Source organism: Microcella alkalica, assembly GCF_014137945.1.
In the GTDB taxonomy this organism is placed as follows: Bacteria; Actinomycetota; Actinomycetes; order Actinomycetales; family Microbacteriaceae; genus Microcella; species Microcella alkalica.
In genome coordinates this window covers 196696-215130 of record NZ_JACGWX010000005.1, presented here as the reverse complement: position 1 = coordinate 215130, position 18435 = coordinate 196696, and the positions used below count along the sequence as shown (strand labels likewise).

Sequence of the window (18435 nt, the reverse complement as noted above, 5' to 3'; positions counted from 1 at the left end):
CGTGGCCGGCGAGACGATCATCACCGTCGTCGGCAACCTGACCGCCGACCCCGAGCTGCGCTACACGCAGAACGGGCTCGCAGTGGCGAACTTCACCATCGCGTCCACCCCCCGCACGTTCGACCGTCAGGCGAACGAGTGGAAGGACGGCGAGGCGCTGTTCCTGCGCGCGAGCGTGTGGCGTGAGTTCGCCGAGCACGTCGCCTCATCGTTGACGAAAGGCTCGCGCGTCATCGCGCAGGGTCGCCTGAAGCAGCGGTCGTACGAGACGAAGGAAGGCGAGAAGCGCACGAGCATCGAGCTCGAGGTCGACGAGATCGGCCCGAGCCTGCGCTACGCCACCGCTCAGGTCACCCGCACGTCGGGCGGCTCGAGCTCCATGGGCGGGGGCCGCGGCGGGAACGCCCAGGTCGCCGACGAGCCGTGGGGCGCTCCTGCGCAGCAGAGCTCCGGCTCCTCCAACGCCGGGGACGTGTGGAACACGCCCGGCTCCTTCTCCGACGACACCCCGTTCTGATCCGGTCCGACGACCGGCAGCTGATTTCGTAAAGGACAACCACTATGGCTGGCAAGAGCAGCGGCGACCGCCGCAAGCCTCGCGGCGGCAAGGGCGCGAAGAACGCCGCCCCCGCGAAGGCGATCAAGGTTGGCATCATCGACTACAAGGATGTCGCCACCCTCCGCAAGTTCATCTCCGAGCGCGGGAAGATCCGCGCTCGCCGAATCACCGGTGTCTCCGTGCAGGAGCAGCGCCTCATCGCCCGCGCCGTCAAGAACGCGCGCGAGATGGCACTGCTTCCGTACGCCGGCGCTGGCCGCTAAGGGGGCCGTGATGTCGAAGCTCATCCTCACGCAGGAGGTCACCGGTCTCGGTGCCCCCGGCGACGTCGTCGAGGTCAAGAACGGGTACGCCCGCAACTACCTCATCCCCCAGGGCTACGCCGTGGCGTGGACCCGCGGTGGCGAGAAGCAGGTGGACCAGATCAAGGCCGCCCGCAGCGCCCGCGAGCACGCCACGATCGAAGAGGCCCAGGACCTGAAGGCCCGCCTCGAGGCCAACCCCGTCAAGCTCGCCGTCAAGGCGGGCGCCGAGGGCCGACTGTTCGGCTCGGTGAAGACCGCTGACGTGGCCGCGGCCGTCGAGGCGGCCGGCATCGGCTCGATCGACAAGCGCCTCGTTGAGCTCGTCGCGCCGATCAAGTCGGTCGGCACGCACGAGGCGATCCTCAAGCTCCGCGACGGCATCGTCGCGACGATCACCCTCCAGGTGGTCGCCGCGAAGTAGTCGCGAGCGCGCAACGGAAGCGCCCCCGGGGTCTCGACCCCGGGGGCGCTTCGTCGTCCGGGGCGGGCGCTCGCGGTCGTCGCGATCCGGACCCCCTATCGGGTCATGCACGCTTCCCGCAAGAGCGGGAAGCATTGTTCTGTGCACAGGTGAGCACCTCGAGCCCCAACCCTGAAGCGGCAGTTGAAGCCTGTTTCCCCACACACTGTGTGGACAGAGGAAACCCTGGTCGCGAGGCTTTTTACGGGCAAGACGACCTCGAATGCCACAGGTTTGTCCACAAGCTCTGCACATCGCCACCGGCGTTTCTCGACAGCTCTCCACATGGTTATCCCCAGGCCTGGTTGAGGGCCTGGGCCGGCCGTCCCTATCGTGAGGCCGTATCCCGCCGCGCACGCAGCAACTCGCGTGTCATCGCTCCGCTGTCAGTGGTCGGCGGTACACCTGAATCATTCAGCGACCCGCTCGCAGACGCTAAGGAGGCCCCGTGTCGCTCGCGCACATCGGCAGCGCCATCGACGCTCGAGGCGGCTCCGACTCCCGCGGCTCCGACGGCCGGCACTCCGAGCGCACTCCGCCTCACGACCTCCTCGCCGAGCAGAGCGCGATCGGCGGAATGCTCCTCAGCAAGGACGCCACGGCCGACGTGATCGAGGTCGTCCGGGGCATCGACTTCTACGTGCCCAAGCACGAGGTCATCTTCGAGGCGATCCTCTCGCTGTACTCGCGGGGCGAGCCGACGGACGTCATCGCCGTCACCGACGAGCTCACGAAGGCGGGCCACCTGTCGCGCGCCGGCGGCGCCGACTACCTGCACACCCTTACGGGAATCGTCCCGACCGCCGCGAACGCCGGCTTCTACGCCTCGCTCGTCGCCGAGAAGGCCGTGCTGCGCCGCCTCGTCGACGCCGGCACGCGCATCGTGCAGATGGGCTACGCGAGCGAGGGCGAGGTCACCGACCTCGTCAACAACGCCCAGGCCGAGATCTACGCCGTCGCCGGCGGCACGCAGTCGGAGGACTACGTGCCCCTCACCGAGGCCGTCAACGAGGCCATAGACGAGATCGAGGCCGCGCGCGGGCGCGACGGCTCGATGACGGGAGTGCCGACCGGCTTCGCCGACCTCGACGCGCTCACCAACGGCCTCCACGCCGGTCAGCTCATCCTCATCGCCGCTCGCCCCGCACTCGGAAAGTCGACCGTCGCGCTCGACTTCGCCCGAGCGGCCGCCATCAAGCACAATCACCCGACGGTGTTCTTCTCCCTCGAGATGGGGCGCAGCGAGATCGCGATGCGCCTGCTCTCGGCCGAGGCCTCCGTGCCCCTCCACGCGATGCGCAAGGGCACGCTCGAGTCGCGCGACTGGACGACGATCGCCTCGACGCGCGGCCGCATCAACGACGCCCCGCTCTACATCGACGACAGCCCGAACATGACGCTCGTCGAGATCCGCGCGAAGTGCCGCCGTCTGAAGCAGACGGTCGGGCTCAAGATGGTCATCATCGACTACCTCCAGCTCATGACGAGCGGCAAGCGCGTCGAGAGCCGGCAGCAGGAGGTCAGCGAGTTCTCGCGCGCGCTCAAGCTCATGGCGAAGGAGCTCCAGGTTCCCGTCGTCGCTCTCTCGCAGCTCAACCGAGGGCCTGAGCAGCGCGCCGACAAGAAGCCCGCCCTGAGCGACCTCCGTGAGTCGGGCTCCCTCGAGCAGGACGCCGACATGGTGATCCTGCTCCACCGCGAGAGCGCCTACGAGAAAGAGAACCCGCGCGCGGGCGAGGCCGATTTCATCGTGGCCAAGCACCGTAACGGCCCGACCGACACGATCACGGTCGGCTTCCATGGGCACTTCTCCCGCTTCGCCGACATGCCGCGGGTGTAGCGGCCCAAGATTGACCAAATGTCCCCAGAGTCGTCCGAGATTCCTGACCGATCGAGACCAGATCTGGTGGTCTGCATCGCTTGAATCGGCTTGATTTTGGTTCGGCTTGTCAGGCCGTGACGCGCGTGTCCTTACCCGCCCGTACTCTGTAGCCGACATGGATCTCGACGAAGTTGACCGGTTGTGGGAGCGGCATCCGGCATGGCGATTGCTGCGGGCGCGTAATGCGCCGCTAGTCCTCGCATTCCTCGGCGGGAGATTCATCGACGAGAACCGCGGCGCGGTATCTGCCGGCGAGCTCGTCTCATCGCTCGACGACTTCCTCTACGCGGTGCATCGCCTAGACCCGGAGCGCTACCTCGCCGACCCCGCCACATACCTCGATGATTGGGCGGCCCCGGAGGCGGGCTGGCTGAGACGGTTCTACCCTGCGGCATCCGAAGAAGTGCACTACGAAGCGACACCCGCACTCGAACGTGCCTATTCGTGGGCGCAGAGCTTGCGCAGTCGCGCATTCGTCGGCACCGAGTCGCGATTGCAGACTGCCGTCGAGTTGCTTCGTCAGATCGTGCATGGTTCAGAGACCGACGTAGACCAGCGCATCGCAGAGATCGAGCGCCGCCGAGCAGCGATCGAGGTCGAGCTTGCCGAGGCGCGCGAAGGGCGTTTCGATACGCTCGACGACACCGCGCTGCGCGAGCGGTATCAGCAGTTCGCTACGACAGCTCGAGAACTGCTAGGAGATTTCCGCGAGGTTGAGGAGAATTTTCGCGTCCTTGACCGATCGGCGCGCGAGAAAATCGCCGGCTGGGAAGGTGGGAAGGGCGAACTGCTGGCCGATCTGGTCTCGAGTCGCACGGACATCACCGCCTCCGATCAGGGCCGCAGCTTCCAGGCCTTCTACGATCTGTTGCTCTCCGAAGAACGCCAGAGCGAACTAACAGATCTACTCGAGGCGGTACAGTCGCTGCCGCAGTTAGCAGTCGACCGGCGACTGCGCGGCGTCCACCATGATTGGGCGGATGCCGCCGAACGCACCCAGCAGACGGTGCGGAACCTCTCTGAGCAGCTGCGCCGGTTCCTCGGAGATCAGGTATGGGTCGAGAACCGGCGCGTGCTCGATCTCGTGCGAACTGTGGAGGCGGCCGCTCTCGCAGTGCGCGAGAACCCGCCGCGCGATGTTGGGCTCGTCGTGGACCAACCGGGTCTGCCCATCGCGCTGCCCTTCGAGCGCCCGTTGTACGACCCCCAGCCGGACGTCGCCGTCGACAGCTTGCCCGCCCCTGCCGATCTCGATGCTGCGGAGCTTGCGGGCCTGCTCACCCAACGGTTCGTCGACACCGAGCGGCTCGCCGAGAACGTCCGGGCGGTAGTGCCCCTGCGCACCTGGGTCGCGCTTGACGAGATCGTCACGCTGTACCCCGTCGAAGAGGGGATCGCGGAGATCCTTGGCTACCTCTCCCTGAATAGTGACAGCATCACCGTGGAGATAACCGACGAGCAGATGGTGATCGACTACACAGATGTCGGAGGCGTGCGCCGCCGTGTCCGGATGAAGAAGGCGCTGGTGACGCGAGCATGAAGACCCCGGACGAACAGTCCGTCGCGAGCGCGATCATCCACCTAATGCGCGACGTCGTCTACCGCGAGATCCCGTCGCACGAGGTGGCGTGGGAGACCTTGCAGCGCCATCGCGGGCGCGTCGCCGACCATTTCGCCGCGATCGGCATCGACGTCGTCGTCGACGAGACCGAGGGCTACGCATACCTGTCGACACGGGAGGCCGAAAATGGCGAAGATCCATTACCGCGTCTTGTCCGCCGACGGACCCTCACATACAACGCCAGCCTCCTCCTCGTGCTGCTGCGACACCGTATGGTCGAATTCGAGTCGACTGGCGACGATGGCAAGCTCGTGCTCACGCGCGACCAGCTCGTAGAGATGCTGCGTGTGTTCCAGCAGTCTTCGAGCAATGAGGCGCGCACTATCGACCAGGCCGACCGAACCATCGCCCAGGTCGCGGAACTGGGCTTCCTCCGAGAACTCCGCGGCCAGCCGGGCGCATGGGAGGTCCGCCGCATCCTCAAGGCGTACGTCGACGCCCAGACGCTGTCCGATTTCGCCAGCAGGTTGAATGCCTACGCTGGGGCGGACTCCGGCGTATCGGGCACTGCGGAAAGAGAACCCACGTGACCGACACCCTCTTCTCGGCCCTCGACGCGCCCGCCGTGACCCATCACCGCACCGGCTACCGGCTGCATTCCGTGGAAGTATTCAACTGGGGAACGTTCGACAAGCACGTATGGAAATTGCGTCTTGATGGTCAGACGTCGTTGCTGACCGGCGACATCGGCAGCGGCAAGTCGACTCTCGTGGATGCCGTGAGCACACTCCTCCTGCCGGCGCACCGCATCTCGTACAACAAAGCCGCCGGCGCCGACATCAAGGAGCGGACGCTTCGCAGCTACGTCGAAGGGCATTACAAGTCCGAGCGTAATGAGGCGACCGGCGCCTCGCGGCCGGTCGGCCTGCGTAACCACCGGTCGTACTCGGTGATCATCGGCGTCTTCGCGAACGATGGGCACGGTGAGCAAGTCACCATTGCGCAGGTTTTTCACCAGAGGGATCGCACCGGCCAGCCCGACCGCTTCTTCGTGACCGCGTCGGCCGCGCTGTCCATCGACCCCGACTTCATCGACTTTGGCAGTGACCTGAAAGCGCTGCGCTCGCGACTGCGCGCTGGTGGTGCCGACATCGACAACACGTTCCCGGACTACCACCGGCGGGTCCGCCGACTCCTCGGCATCCGCTCCGAGCAGGCGATGGAGCTGTTCCACCAGACCGTCTCGATGAAATCGGTCGGCAACCTCAATGACTTCGTTCGCGACCACATGCTCGAGCCCGTCGACACCGCACCGAAGGTCAAAGCGATCGTCGATCACTTCGAAAACCTCGTGAAGGCGCATGAGGCCGTTCGCACGGCGACCGATCAGATCGCCGTGCTCGAACCGCTGGTTGCCGCCGCGGATCGGTACGACGCCGCCGCGGGGCGTCACGCCGCACTCACCGACCAACGCAGTGCGGTGGTGCCCTACCTCGCCGAGCGGGTGCGAGAACTGCTCACTGCTGAGATCAGCGCGCGAGAGGGCGAGGTTGCAACTCTCGAGTCCCAGCGCGCAGACATCGACCGCCGACGTGCCGACCTTGTGCCGGCACGCGACCGGCTCAAGCTTGAACGTGCGGGCGTGGGCGGCGACCGGCTGAAGGAGCTCGACATCGAGATCCCCCGAGCCGAGATCGAACGCGACAACCGCGCCGAACGGCGGCGAAAGTACGACGCCCTGCTTAAGGACGCGGAGTTCGCGCCGGTGGAGGACGCCGCGGACTTCCTCTCCCGCAGCGAGGAAGCGGCCCTGCTTCGCGTGCGACTCGACGACCGGCGAGGCGTGTTAAAGAACCGGCGGGATCCTCTCTTCGAGCAGCGCACCGACCTCCGTCGGGCACGCGCAGGCGCGCAGGAGGAGATCGATCGCCTGCGCGACGGACGCAGCAACGTCGGCCGCGACCTCGACCGGGTGCGCGGAGAGCTCTGTGCCGCGCTGAATCTCTGCGCCGACGCACTGCCGTTCGCCGGCGAGCTGCTCGACGTCCGCAGTGATCACGCGGAGTGGCGCGGTGCAGCCGAACGAGTGCTGCGCGGCTTCGCCTTGTCGCTGCTCGTCCCGCAAGAGCACTACGCGGCCGTGTCGACGTGGGTCAACGCACACCGTCTCGGCGCGCGTCTGGTGTACCTGCGGGTGCCCGAACGGCGTGTGCGCAGCATCCCGACCACCCGTTCCGGCCGACGACTCATCGACGCAATCGACATCGAGCCGGGAGCGTTCGCGGATCACCTCGCGGCGGAGCTCGCCTCCCGCGCCGATCACGTACTGGCGATATCGGTCGAACAGCTTCGGCGCGAGGAGCGCGCCGTCACGCGCGAGGGCCTCGTGCGCGATGGTGATCGTCACGAGAAGGATGACCGCCGCAGCGCTTCCGACCCCCGCACATGGGTGCTCGGCCGCGCCAGCGAGCAGAAGATCGCGGCGCTTACCGAGGAGCGCGACCGCCACGACCTCGAACTGGCGCGTCTCGGCCGGGAGTTCGACTTGTTGGATGCCGAGGCCGACGCTCTCGCGGGCCTCGGTCGGGCGCTGACCGGTCTCGCGCAGTATGGGATGTGGCGCGAGGTTGACACAGCCGAAGCTTCCGCTCAACTCAACGCGCTGGAAACGGAACGCGAACGCCTCGTGGCCGGGTCGTCCGCACTCGCAGAAGTCGATCTTCAGCTCGCCGAGATCGACGAGCAGGATTCCCGGCTGCGCAGGGACGCCGATGCCGCAACAGAGCGACTGGGCGCCGCCCGCGCCGCGCTCGCCGCGATGCGCGCGCGCGACGACGGCGAGCGGGCGGCGATCGAGGCGATGGGGCCGGACGTCCTCGCTCGAGCGCGCAAGCACTATCCTGGCCTCGACGATCGCGTCACCCGCGCCGACGTGCGCACCGTGGAGGACTGCGACCGGCTGCGAACGAGTCTCACCGGCACGTTGACGGCGGCGATCGAGGCGGCGCAGCGGGAGATGAACGGCTACACCACGGGCATCCAGCAGCAGATGAGTGAGTTCCTTCGGAACTGGCCCGATCAGCGATCCGAACTCGACGCGAGCGTGCGCGCAATCGCCGGCTTCCGAGAGCTCCACGCGCGCGTGGTGAGGGACGACTTGCCGCGCTACGAGGAGGAGTTCCGTCACCAGCTCAACACCAATGCGGTGCGTGAGCTGGCCCAGTTCAACGCGTGGCTGCGGCGGCAGGCCGATGAGATTCGCGGACGTGTAGACGTCATCAACGAGGCACTCGCAGCGATCGATTACAACCCGGGTCGCATCATCGTGCTCGTAGCCGAGCCGACCGTCAACCAGGAGGTTCGGCAGTTCCGCGCTGACCTGCGTGACGCGACGGCAGACCTTCTTTCGGAAGCCGGAGACGGCGCCGCAGAGGCGCGTTTCGAGCAGATCCGGGTGCTGATCGAGCGGTTCCAGGGCCGGGTCGGTCACGCCGACAGTGACCGCGCGTGGGTGCGGCGCGTCAGCGACGTGCGCAATTGGTTCGCGTTCGCGGCGAGTGAGCAGGATCGGCGCACGGGTGAGGAGTTCGAGCACTACACAGATTCCGATGGCAAGTCCGGCGGGCAGAAGGAGAAGCTCGCCTACACGATCCTCGCCGCCTCCCTCGCGTATCAGTTCGGGTTGGAGTGGGGCGTAGAGAAGTCCCGCGACTTCCGATTCGCGGTCATCGACGAGGCATTCGGGCGCGGATCGGATGCATCGACGCGCTACGCCCTCGAACTGTTCGCCAAGCTGGGACTTCAGTTGCTGATCGTGACGCCGCTGCAGAAGGTGCACGTGATCGAGCGGTACGTCAGCGCGATCGGGTTCGTCGACAACCCGACCGGCGCCGCCTCGCGCGTGCAGACGCTCACGATCGAGGAATTCCGCGAGCGACAGCGGAGCCGCGGATGAGCGACCCGTCGCGCTGGACGACGCCGGCCGGGATTGTCGCGGCGGTGCGGCGCCGCTGGGACGACGGATCCCTGCTGCGCGCCTTTGCGACGGGAGACCCGTGTCCGCCGATCGAGGTGCCACTGCGCGGACCGGGCGCCGCCGATCTCGGCGTGCACTATGACCGGGCGCGGGCGTGGGCCGACGGCATCCGCGCCGCTTCGCACAACGATCGGGCCTATCGGGTGGTGACCGGCCGAATCGGTGGCCGGCTCGCCGGGGTGACCGAAGTGCCCGTACGTGCGGTCGTGGACACGTACGACCGAGCGTGGCGGATTCTCGGTACGGCGACGGATGCGGTGATCTTCAAGACCCTCGTCGAGGCTGCGCGAACCGTGCCCGAGGCGCGCGAGTGGGCGCTCCGATCGCCCATCGCGGCCGTCGCACTCGCAGCTGAGTGGCCGATATTGCTGGCGGCGCTGCAGTGGTTGGGTGAGTACCGAGACTCCGGTCTCTACTTGCGGCAGGTCACCGCGCACGGCGTCGACACGAAGTTCGTCGAGCGCCACCGCAGTGTTCTGGCGGCGATGCTGGGAGTGCCTGTCCGTGGATTCGCCTCGGCGCTCGGGTACGCGACGAGACCAGCGACGGTGCGGCTGAGGTTTGCGCCGGGCGTGTTGGCGATGCCGTCGGGGCTCTCTGAGGCGGTCCTACGCACCGACGAACTGCGCAGGCTCATCGTGCGCCCGCGGCGTGCTCTGATCGTCGAGAACGAGATCACCTACCTGAGCGTCCCTGTCCCCGACGGCGGCGTAGTGCTGTGGGGCAAGGGGTATGACGTAGACGAGCCCGCCTCGCTGCAGTGGCTGACCGGGATCGACGTGGACTACTGGGGCGATCTGGATACGCACGGATTCGGTATCCTGCATCGCGTGCGCGCATGGCTTCCGCAAGCGCGGTCTGTGCTGATGGACCGTGAAACGCTGCTCGCGCACGAAGACCGCTGGGGCGCAGAGCATTCCCCGAACACCGGCCGGCTCTTGAACCTAGATGCTGCGGAATCGGCACTGTATGCGGATCTTGTCACCGACCGGTACGGCATCCGGGTCCGGCTGGAGCAGGAGCGCATCGACTGGGACTGGGCGCTGGCTCGACTAATGGCGGGAGGCCCGGCAGTCGGGGGCGATGGAGAACTGGCGTAACGAAGAGCGAGCGCTAGCGTGGACATGTCACGTCGACGTTGCTTAGGAAGCCGACGTCGTCGTGGACATCTCTTAGCGGTCCATACACCGCGCGGCGTTCGCTCGGGCGGCGCGCCGTAGGCTGGGGCCGCCACACCCGCTCTCCGCCGGAAGGACCCCATGGCGTCGGCCGCCTCCCCCCAATCGCGCGCGCTCGCCCGTGCGGTGCTGCTGCGCGCCGCCCCGCTGCTCGTCGCGGGCCTCGCGATCACCTTCACCTCCGACCACTCGGCACGCCTGGGCCTGCTCGCGCTCGGTCTGCTCGGAGCGGCGCTCGCCGCGACCCTCGGCTTCCCCGCGCTGGCGCTGCCCCGCGACGAGCCGCTCCGCGGCCTGCACGCGATGCTCGCCGCCCTCGCCCTCGCGACCGCCACCGTCGCGCTGCTGCGACTCGACGCAGGCCTCCCCTTCCTGCTGGTGATCGCCAGCGGGTGGGCGGTGCTGTCGGGCGCGGTCGAGCTCGTGTGGGGCATCCGTCACCGAACCCGCCACGCCCTCGCTCGTGACGCCCTCGTGGTCGGCGGGGCGACGCTCGCGCTCGCCGTGATCCTCGCGATCGTCGCCGACTCGGTGTCGGCCGTCGGGTTCCTCGGCGCCTACGCCGTCGTGGTCGGCGTCTTCCTCGTCATCGCCGCACTCAGCCTCTCGTGGGGCGCCTCGCAGAAGGAGCACTCCCCCTCATGACCGAACCCCGTCGTCGCGAGAGCCTGCGGCCCGCCGAGCTCATCGGCTTCGCCGCCGTCATCGCGCTCTTCGCAGGCGGCACCATCTTCGCCGTCACGCGCGACATCGCTCTCGCCGCGATCGTGCTCGGCGCGACCTTCGTCATCGATCTCATCGTGATCTCGATGCTCATGCTCGCGATCACGCCCAACAAGCCGATGGACGGCGAGCGGGCGCCCGACACCCCGCACGACTGAGCGGTCGAGTCAGCGCGCGACGCGTCGCGCCAGCTCGCCCGCCAGACCCGCGTAGCCCGCGGGCGTCAGCTCGCGCAGCCGCGCCTTCGCGGCGTCGGCGATGTCGAGGCCGTCGACGAACGCCCGCAGCTCCTCGCCGCCCACGCGGTGGCCGCGCGTGAGCTCCTTGAGCATCGCGTACGGGTCCTCGATGGAGGAGCGCCCGGCGGTGACCTCGGCGCGGATCACGGTCTGGATGGCCTCCCCGAGCACCTCCCAGTTGCCGTCGAGATCGCGAGCCAGGGCATCCCGATCCAGATCGATCTCGCCGAGACCCTTGAGGATGTTGTCGAGCGCGAGCATCGAGTGCCCGAGACCGACGCCGATGTTGCGCTGCGCCGACGAATCGGTGAGGTCGCGCTGCAGGCGGCTCGTGACGAGGGTCGCCGCGAGCGAGTCGAGCACGGCGGCCGACAGCTCGAGGTTCGCCTCGGCGTTCTCGAAGCGGATCGGGTTGATCTTGTGCGGCATCGTCGACGAACCCGTCGCCCCCGGCTGCGGGATCTGCCGGAAGTAGCCCATCGAGATGTACGTCCACACGTCGGTGCAGAGGTTGTGCAGCACGCGGCCGACGTGCGCGACGCGCTGGTACAGCTGCGCCTGCCAGTCGTGCGACTCGATCTGCGTCGTGAGCGGGTTCCACGTCAGGCCGAGCCCCTCGACGAACGCCTGCGAGGTCGCGACCCAGTCGTGCTCGGGGTCGGCGGCGAGGTGGGCGGAGAACGTGCCGGTCGCGCCGGAGAACTTGCCGAGGTACTCGACCTCCCCGATCGAGGCGAGCAGGCGCTCGAGGCGGTGCACGTAGACGGCGAGCTCCTTGCCGACGGTCGTCGGGGTCGCCGGCTGACCGTGGGTGTGAGCGAGCATCGCGTCGTCGGCGAAGGCGAGCGCCCGCTCGCGCAGAGCCTCGACGACCGACCGGGCCCGGGGCATCCAGACATCGACGATCGCCGCGCGCACGGTGAGGGCGTAGGAGAGGTTGTTGATGTCCTCGCTCGTGCACGCAAAGTGGGTGAGCTCGGCGATCGACTCGAGGCCGAGCTCGGCGAGGCGGTCGCGCACGTGGTACTCGACGGCCTTCACGTCATGGCGCGTGACGGCCTCGCGGCGGGCGAGGGAGTCGATGTCGTCCTGCCCAAAGCCGGTCACGAGCTCGCGGAGGCCGGCCTTCTGCTCGTCGGTCAGGCGCGGGGCGTCGAACAGCCCGCCGTCCGTGAGGCGGATGAGCCACTCGACCTCGACGTGGATGCGCGCGCGATTGAGGCCCGCCTCGGAGAGGTGCTCGCCGAGCGCGGCGACTTGGTCGCGGTAGCGGCCGTCGAGCGGGCTGAGGGGCTGGGGGGCGAGGCTCATGGGGCTCCCTGTCGGATTCCGGGTTCGAGTTGGCGGAACAGTGCGGTGCACGCCCGCTCGATCATCCCGAGCACCGTGTCGAACATCGCGGCGTCGGAGTAGTACGGGTCGGGCACGTCGAGCTGCGCCTCGTTGTGGGCGGGGTCGAACGACATGAGCAGGTGGACCTTGCTGCGCGCGTCGTCGTCGGGCGCCCAGGTCTTGAGGATCCGCTCGTGCGTGCGGTCGAAGGCGATGATGAGATCGAGGTCGGTGAACCAGCGGCTCTCGAACTGGCGGGCGCGATGGACCTCGCCCTCGTAGCCGCGGTCGCGCAGCGCGGCGAGTGTGCGCGGATCGCTCGACTCGCCCACGTGCCACTCGCCCGTGCCGGCCGAGCGGACCGAGACCAGGTGCTCCCAGCCGCGCTTGCGGATCAGCTCGTTGAAGACCGCCTCGGCCATGGGCGAGCGGCAGATGTTGCCGGTGCACACGAAGCAGATGCGGAAGACGCCGGGCACGCCGAGGTCCCGGTCGAAGCTCATGCCCCCATCATTCCCCACTTCCCCCTCCTCCACAGCCGTCGAGTCGGCGACGGGATGCCCCGATCGCGCCCCGTGCTCCGGCGCGGTCGCGCGCCAGCCGCATCCTGATCACCCGTACGAGTCGAAGGAGGGCCCCCGTTGCACACCCCGCTCACCGCGCACCCCGATCCGCTGGCCGCGCAGTTAGCCGCGCAGGCAAGCGAGCTGAGGCACCGCGAGCTCGTCGTCATCGCCGTCGCCGAGCAGGTCGAGTCGGTCATGGCGCTCGTCCGCACGACCGCGCACGACGATGAGTGGCGCGGCCCCGCGGCGCGCGCCTACGCCCGTGCCGTCGAGAACCGCCTGAGCGGGCTCATCGACGCGCGGCGTTCGCTCGACACGGCCGGGCAAGCGCTCGCCTGGGCGCGCACGCAGGCCGAGAACCGCGCGGCGACTGCGGCTGCCGGTGGCTGAGGCGCTCCTCATCGGCGGAGGCGGGTCGACGGCCGTCGCCTCCGAGCACCTGCTCGAGGCGCTCGAGCGCATACGGCGAGGGTCGGTGACCTGCGCGACCGCCGCCGGGCGGCTCGAACCGCTCACCTCTCCCCTGCCGGGCGACCGCTGGAACGGCACCGGCGCCGAGCTCGCCGAGGCCGCGGCCGTGCTGCGCCGCGAATCGGAAGCGCTCGAGTCGCTCGGCGGGGCGTTGCGCATCGCGATCGACGGCTACGGCTGGGCGGAATCCCGGGCGCGCTCCTGGCTCGAGGAGGCGATCGCGCCCGTCGCCTCGACGGTCGGCTTCCTCGCCGGTCGGATCGGGCTGGGACTGCTGCCGTCTGTGCTCCCTGTCGTCGCGATCGCGGCGGGGGCGTGGATGCTCCTGCCAGCCGCGTCGCGCGAGTCCCTGTCGCGCAGCTCCTCCGCGGGCGTCGAGCGCTTCGCCGGGTCGCTGTTCGACTCGCCGGCGACGACCGAGGCCCTGCGTCTGCTCGCCGCCTCGGCGGACGACGTGGTGCTCGGCGCCCTCGGGGTGCCGGCGTCGCTCCTCGCGGCGTACCGCGGCAGCGGCGCAGGGTCGGTCGCGCAGATGGCGACCGCGGCACTCGGCGTCGGGCTGCTCTCAGGCGATCGCGGCCGAGCCCCCGTCGTCGTCAGCCGCGTCGCCGAGCCCGTTCCGATCGCCGCGCCGGTCGGCGTCGCCGAGCGGGTCGCGCGCATCCCCGACTCCGCGGCTCCCGTGCGCGTCGAGCGCTTCGCCGCTCCCGGCGGCGATCGCTTCGAGGTGTACATCGCGGGCACGGCCGGGGAGGCCGCCGACGGCGGTCCGCTCGTCGAGGGCGGCGAGCACCCATGGGACATGTCGAGCAACATCGCCCTCATCGCCGAGCACGACGCGTCCTCCCTTCAGGCGGTCAAGCAGGCGCTCGCGGACGCCGGCGCAGGGCCCGCGTCGCCCGTGGTCTTCACCGGGTACTCGCAGGGCGCGGCCATCGCGACGCTGCTCGCCGAGTCGGGGGAGTTCACCACGGCGGGCCTCGTGACGGTCGGCGCCCCGACGGGCGGGATGCCGGTCGCGGGCGACTACCCGGCGGTCGTCGTGGCGCACGACGATGACCCCGTGACGGCGCTCGGGGGACCGCAGGAGCGCACGAACGCGGTCGTCGTCACGGCTCCCCGTGACGATCGCTGGGAGGAGGGCGACCCCGTGCTCGCCGGCCACGCGATCGACGCCTACCGGGAGACCGCGGAACGGGTCGACGCGTCGGGGGCGCCGCTGCTGAGCGAGACGATCGCTCGACTGCCGGGCGGCCGCGACGGAGCGCCCGGCGAGACGCTCAGCTACTCCGCGCTCCGGCTCAGCGGCTGCGACCCATGATCGGGCGGAGGAGCACCCCGATGAGCCAGCTCAGCAGGCCGAGGACGATCGCGCCGAGCACGCCCCACCAGAAGCCGTCGACCGAGAGGCCGAACCCGATGAGCTCGGAGATCCATGCCACGAGCAGCAGCAGGAGCGCGTTCACGACGAGCGCGATGAGCCCGAGCGTGAGCAGATAGATGGGGAAGGCGACGATGCGGATGAAGTTGCCGATAACGGCGTTCACGACGCCGAAGATCAGACCGACGAGAAGGTACGTGAGCACGGTCGCGAGCGTGTCGTCGGCGTCGTACGACTCGACCGAGACGCCCGCCACGATGAGAGTGGTGAGCCACAGGGCCACCGAGTTGATGAGCAGGCGCACGACGAATCGCTTCATGAGGCCACTATGCCCCGCCGAGCGGCCCCTCGCCAGCGGGGGCGCCTCGCTCGCGCCGTATCCTGACAGCGTGACCGAGCCTGCGCCGACCGAGCCTGCGCCGACCGACCCCGCGCCCACCGTGCGTCTGCGGCCCGAGATCGTCGCGATGCAGCCCTACCGCCAGGGGCGACCCGCGGCTGCCGACGCCTTCAAGCTCTCGAGCAACGAGAATCCGGCCCCTCCTCACCCGGCCGTGCTCACCGCGATCGCCGAGGCCGCAGCCACCACCAACCGCTATCCGGATGCCACGGCTCTCGCCGTGCGCGAGCGCCTCGCCGAGCGCCACGGCGTCACCCCCGACGAGATCATCGTCGGCGCCGGATCCGTCAGCATCCTCGCCCAACTCATCGCCGCCGCGGCGGGCGCCGGCGACGAGGTCGTCCACGCGTGGCGCAGCTTCGAGGCCTACCCCGGGCTCATCACCGTGGCCGGCGCGACCGGGGTGCCCGTGGCACTCACCGCGGAGGCGCGGCACGACCTCGACGCGATGGCCGCCGCCGTCACCGATCGCACGCGACTCGTCATCGTCTGCAGCCCGAACAACCCCACCGGCCCGGCCGTCGGCGCGGACGAGTTCGCGCGCTTCATGGCCGCCGTGCCCGCCGACCTCCTCGTGCTGCTCGACGAGGCCTACGCCGAGTTCGTGCGTGCCGACGGCGCCGTCGACGGCGCGAGCCTCGTCCGCCGCTGGCCCAATCTCGTCATCCTCCGCACCTTCTCCAAGGCGTACGGCCTCGCCGGCCTCCGCGTCGGCTACGCGCTCGCCGATCGGCCGATCATCGACGCCGCGCGCGCCACGCAGATCCCGCTCTCGGTCACCGGCGCGGCGCAGGCGGCCGTCCTCGCCGCGCTCGATCACGAGGCCGAGCTTCTCCGCCATGTCGCCGAGATCGCCGACCGCCGCGAGGAGATCGTTACGGCGCTGCGCGGCCAGGGCTGGATGATCCCGCAGAGCGAGGGCAACTTCGTGTGGCTCGCCACGGGCGCTCGCACGACCGAGGTCGCCGAGCTCCTGGCCGAGGCCGGGATCATCGCGCGCGCCTTCCCGCCGGAGGGCATCCGCGTCTCGATCGGCGAAGCCGCGTCTGTCGCCACCCTCCTGCGGATCGCGGGCGAGGTTGTCCGCACCCTCTGAGCGGGTGCCCCACCCCGCGCCTAGAGTGGACTCCATGTCGCACACGGCCGAGACCCTGCAGCTCCTCGCGCCCGACGGCCGACTCGTCGAGAACGAGAGCGCCGAGCGGTACAAGCCGATCGTCGACGGCCTCGACGAGAGCCTCCTGCAGAGCTTCCACCGCACCATGTCGGTCATCCGCGCCTTCGACATCGAGGCGGGCAACCTCCAGCGCCAGGGCCAGCTCGCGCTGTGGATCCCGAGCCTCGGGCAGGAGGCCGCGCAGGTCGGCTCCGGCTACGCCGCCCGCCCGCAGGACCACATCTTCCCCGCCTACCGCGAGCACGCCGTCGGCCACATCCGCGGCCTCGACGTCGTGCAGATCATCGCCATGCTCCGCGGGCTCAGCCACGGCGGGTGGGTGCCCGAGGAGGTCGGCAACTTCCATCTCTACACGCTCGTCATCGGCTCGCAGACCCTGCACGCGACCGGCTACGCGATGGGCGTGCAGTTCGACGGGCTCATCGGCACCGGCGACGCCGACCGCGACACCGCCGTCATGGTCTACTTCGGCGACGGCGCCACGAGCCAGGGCGACGTCAACGAGGCCTTCGTCTTCGCCCAGAGCTACCGCACACCGCAGGTGTTCTTCCTCCAGAACAACCACTGGGCGATCTCGGTGCCCGTGAGCGTGCAGTCGCGCACCCCCCTCTTCCACCGCCCCGCCGGGTTCGGCATCCCGAGCGTGCAGATCGACGGCAACGACGTGCTCGCGAGCTACGCCGTGACCCTCGAGAGTCTCGACGCCGCGCGCTCGGGCGAGGGCCCGCGCTTCATCGAGGCGCTCACCTACCGCATGGGCGCCCACACGACGAGCGACGACCCCACCAAGTACCGCGCCGATGACGAGGTCGAGTCGTGGCGCCGCCGCGACCCGATCGCCCGCTTCGAGACCTACCTGCGCGGCCTCGGGGCGAGCGAGACCTTCTTCGCCGACGTCGCGCAGGAGGCCGCCGACTTCGCCGCCGACGCACGCCGCCGCACGCTCGCTCTCGAGCCGCCCGCGGCCGAGTCGATGTTCGCCCACGTGTACAGCGAGCAGCATCCGCTCATGGATGCTCAGCGCGAATGGCTGCGCAGCTACGAGGCCTCCTTCGGAGGAGACGCATGACCGACACGCTCGACGCCTCCGCCGCCGTGAGCGCGGCGACCGGGGCGACGGCCCCCGCGGCCGCGGGCGACGGGGCCGGCGCCAGCCCGGCATCCCTCATCACGGGCGGCGGAGTGCGCACGATACCGATGGCGAAGGCGCTCAACGCGGGCCTCGCCGCGGCGCTCGCCGCCGACCAGAAGGTGCTGCTCATGGGGGAGGACATCGGGCCGCTCGGCGGCGTCTTCCGCGTGACCGAGAACCTGCAGCGCGACTTCGGCGGGCACCGCGTCATCGACACGCCTCTCGCCGAGTCCGGCATCGTCGGCACCGCGATCGGGCTCGCGATGCGGGGCTACCGGCCGGTGTGCGAAATACAGTTCGACGGCTTCATCTTCCCCGGCTTCGACCAGATCACGACCCAGCTCGCGAAGCTCACCGCGCGGCACGAGGGCTCGCTGCGGATGCCCGTCGTGATCCGCGTGCCGTACGGCGGTCACATCGGCGCGGTCGAGCACCACCAGGAGAGCCCCGAGGCCTACTTCGCGCACACCCCCGGACTGCGCCTGGTGAGCCCCGCGACGCCGCACGACGCCTACTGGATGATCCAGGAGGCGATCGCGAGCGACGACCCCGTGCTGTTCTTCGAGCCGAAGAGCCGCTACTGGCCCAAGGGCCCCGTCGACCTCGACTCCTCGGGGATCGCCCTGCACGCGAGTCGCGTCGTGCGCCGCGGCACCGACGTCACGGTCGTCGGCCATGGCGCGATGGTCAGCATGCTCCTTGATGCCGCGACCCTCGCTGAGGAGGAGGGGACGAGCATCGAGGTCGTCGACCTCCGCTCGCTCAGCCCCATCGACTACGAGCCGCTGCTGGAGTCGGTGCGCCGCACCGGCCGGCTCGTCGTCGCGCAGGAGGCGCCGGGCGGGGTGAGCGTCGGCAGCGAGATCGCCGCGACCGTCTCAGAGCGCGCGTTCTTCTCGCTCGAGGCGCCCGTCATCCGCGTCTCGGGCTTCGACACGCCCTTCCCGCCCGCGAAGCTCGAGGGCGCCTACCTCCCCGACGTCGACCGCATCCTCGATGGCGTCGACCGCGCCCTCTCCTACTGACCCGCCCC

The 18435-nt window shown here is 69.5% G+C and carries 18 protein-coding genes; 15 read left to right on the top strand and 3 right to left on the bottom strand.

Translation table 11 applies throughout. The features are described from left to right. Window position 1: 1 nt before the first annotated feature. From FHX53_RS10595 to FHX53_RS10550, 10 genes are all read left to right on the top strand, one after another. Entirely contained in the window at window positions 2-517 is a 516-nt protein-coding gene (locus FHX53_RS10595) for a single-stranded DNA-binding protein (RefSeq protein ID WP_182491312.1), read from the top strand. Window positions 518-561: 44 nt separating this feature from the next. Beyond that, window positions 562-822: a 30S ribosomal protein S18 gene (gene rpsR, locus FHX53_RS10590; protein WP_055857729.1), complete on the top strand. Its 261-nt coding sequence runs from the start codon at window positions 562-564 to the stop codon at window positions 820-822. Window positions 823-832: 10 nt separating this feature from the next. After that, window positions 833-1285, top strand: coding sequence for a 50S ribosomal protein L9 (rplI, locus tag FHX53_RS10585; protein WP_182491311.1), 453 nt, complete (start codon window positions 833-835; stop codon window positions 1283-1285). A 487-nt stretch (window positions 1286-1772) separates the two neighbouring features. Further along, window positions 1773-3164, top strand: a complete 1392-nt coding sequence (dnaB, locus tag FHX53_RS10580) for a replicative DNA helicase (protein WP_182491310.1) — start codon at window positions 1773-1775, stop codon at window positions 3162-3164. 157 nt (window positions 3165-3321) lie between these two features. Beyond that, complete coding sequence (locus FHX53_RS10575; RefSeq protein ID WP_182491309.1) at window positions 3322-4746, top strand: DUF3375 domain-containing protein; 1425 nt, start codon at window positions 3322-3324, stop codon at window positions 4744-4746. Next, on the top strand, window positions 4743-5357 hold the full coding sequence (locus FHX53_RS10570) for a DUF4194 domain-containing protein (protein ID WP_182491308.1): 615 nt from the start codon (window positions 4743-4745) through the stop codon (window positions 5355-5357). Before FHX53_RS10575 ends, FHX53_RS10570 begins: the two co-directional genes overlap by 4 nt. Then, the gene (locus FHX53_RS10565; protein WP_182491351.1) at window positions 5354-8722 is read left to right on the top strand and encodes an ATP-binding protein; all 3369 of its coding nucleotides are present in this window, start codon (window positions 5354-5356) and stop codon (window positions 8720-8722) included. Before FHX53_RS10570 ends, FHX53_RS10565 begins: the two co-directional genes overlap by 4 nt. Then, entirely contained in the window at window positions 8719-9903 is a 1185-nt protein-coding gene (locus FHX53_RS10560) for a Wadjet anti-phage system protein JetD domain-containing protein (protein ID WP_182491307.1), read from the top strand. Before FHX53_RS10565 ends, FHX53_RS10560 begins: the two co-directional genes overlap by 4 nt. 159 nt (window positions 9904-10062) lie before the next feature. Next, entirely contained in the window at window positions 10063-10626 is a 564-nt protein-coding gene (locus tag FHX53_RS10555; protein ID WP_182491306.1) for a hypothetical protein, read from the top strand. Beyond that, complete coding sequence (locus tag FHX53_RS10550) at window positions 10623-10862, top strand: hypothetical protein (RefSeq protein WP_182491305.1); 240 nt, start codon at window positions 10623-10625, stop codon at window positions 10860-10862. The genes FHX53_RS10555 and FHX53_RS10550 overlap by 4 nt, the downstream gene beginning before the upstream one ends. Before the next feature lie 9 nt (window positions 10863-10871). On the opposite strand, the gene purB is transcribed toward FHX53_RS10550, so the two are convergent. Then, window positions 10872-12254, bottom strand: a complete 1383-nt coding sequence (gene purB / locus FHX53_RS10545) for an adenylosuccinate lyase (protein WP_182491304.1) — start codon at window positions 12252-12254, stop codon at window positions 10872-10874. Continuing rightward, window positions 12251-12778: a low molecular weight protein-tyrosine-phosphatase gene (locus FHX53_RS10540; RefSeq protein WP_182491303.1), complete on the bottom strand. Its 528-nt coding sequence runs from the start codon at window positions 12776-12778 to the stop codon at window positions 12251-12253. Before FHX53_RS10540 ends, purB begins: the two co-directional genes overlap by 4 nt. A gap of 138 nt (window positions 12779-12916) precedes the next feature. On the opposite strand from FHX53_RS10540, the gene FHX53_RS10535 reads away from it, so the two are divergent. Both FHX53_RS10535 and FHX53_RS10530 read left to right on the top strand, forming a co-directional pair. Next, the gene (locus FHX53_RS10535) at window positions 12917-13231 is read left to right on the top strand and encodes a hypothetical protein (RefSeq protein WP_182491302.1); all 315 of its coding nucleotides are present in this window, start codon (window positions 12917-12919) and stop codon (window positions 13229-13231) included. Beyond that, on the top strand, window positions 13224-14633 hold the full coding sequence (locus tag FHX53_RS10530; RefSeq protein ID WP_182491301.1) for a hypothetical protein: 1410 nt from the start codon (window positions 13224-13226) through the stop codon (window positions 14631-14633). Before FHX53_RS10535 ends, FHX53_RS10530 begins: the two co-directional genes overlap by 8 nt. On the opposite strand, the gene FHX53_RS10525 is transcribed toward FHX53_RS10530, so the two are convergent. Next, window positions 14614-15012 carry a phage holin family protein gene (locus FHX53_RS10525; RefSeq protein ID WP_182491300.1) on the bottom strand — a complete coding sequence of 133 codons (399 nt, stop codon included), beginning with the start codon at window positions 15010-15012 and terminating at the stop codon, window positions 14614-14616. The genes FHX53_RS10530 and FHX53_RS10525 overlap by 20 nt on opposite strands. A gap of 148 nt (window positions 15013-15160) precedes the next feature. Between FHX53_RS10525 and FHX53_RS10520 the strand changes: the two genes are divergently transcribed. The 3 genes from FHX53_RS10520 to FHX53_RS10510 all read left to right on the top strand — a co-directional run bounded on the left by FHX53_RS10520 (window position 15161) and on the right by FHX53_RS10510 (window position 18427). Continuing rightward, window positions 15161-16189 (top strand): histidinol-phosphate transaminase, encoded by a 1029-nt coding sequence (locus FHX53_RS10520; RefSeq protein WP_246335660.1) that lies wholly within the window; start codon window positions 15161-15163, stop codon window positions 16187-16189. 34 nt (window positions 16190-16223) lie between these two features. Then, window positions 16224-17339 carry a thiamine pyrophosphate-dependent dehydrogenase E1 component subunit alpha gene (locus FHX53_RS10515; RefSeq protein ID WP_182491298.1) on the top strand — a complete coding sequence of 372 codons (1116 nt, stop codon included), beginning with the start codon at window positions 16224-16226 and terminating at the stop codon, window positions 17337-17339. 128 nt (window positions 17340-17467) lie between these two features. Beyond that, window positions 17468-18427, top strand: a complete 960-nt coding sequence (locus tag FHX53_RS10510) for an alpha-ketoacid dehydrogenase subunit beta (protein ID WP_246335659.1) — start codon at window positions 17468-17470, stop codon at window positions 18425-18427. Window positions 18428-18435 lie beyond the last annotated feature (8 nt).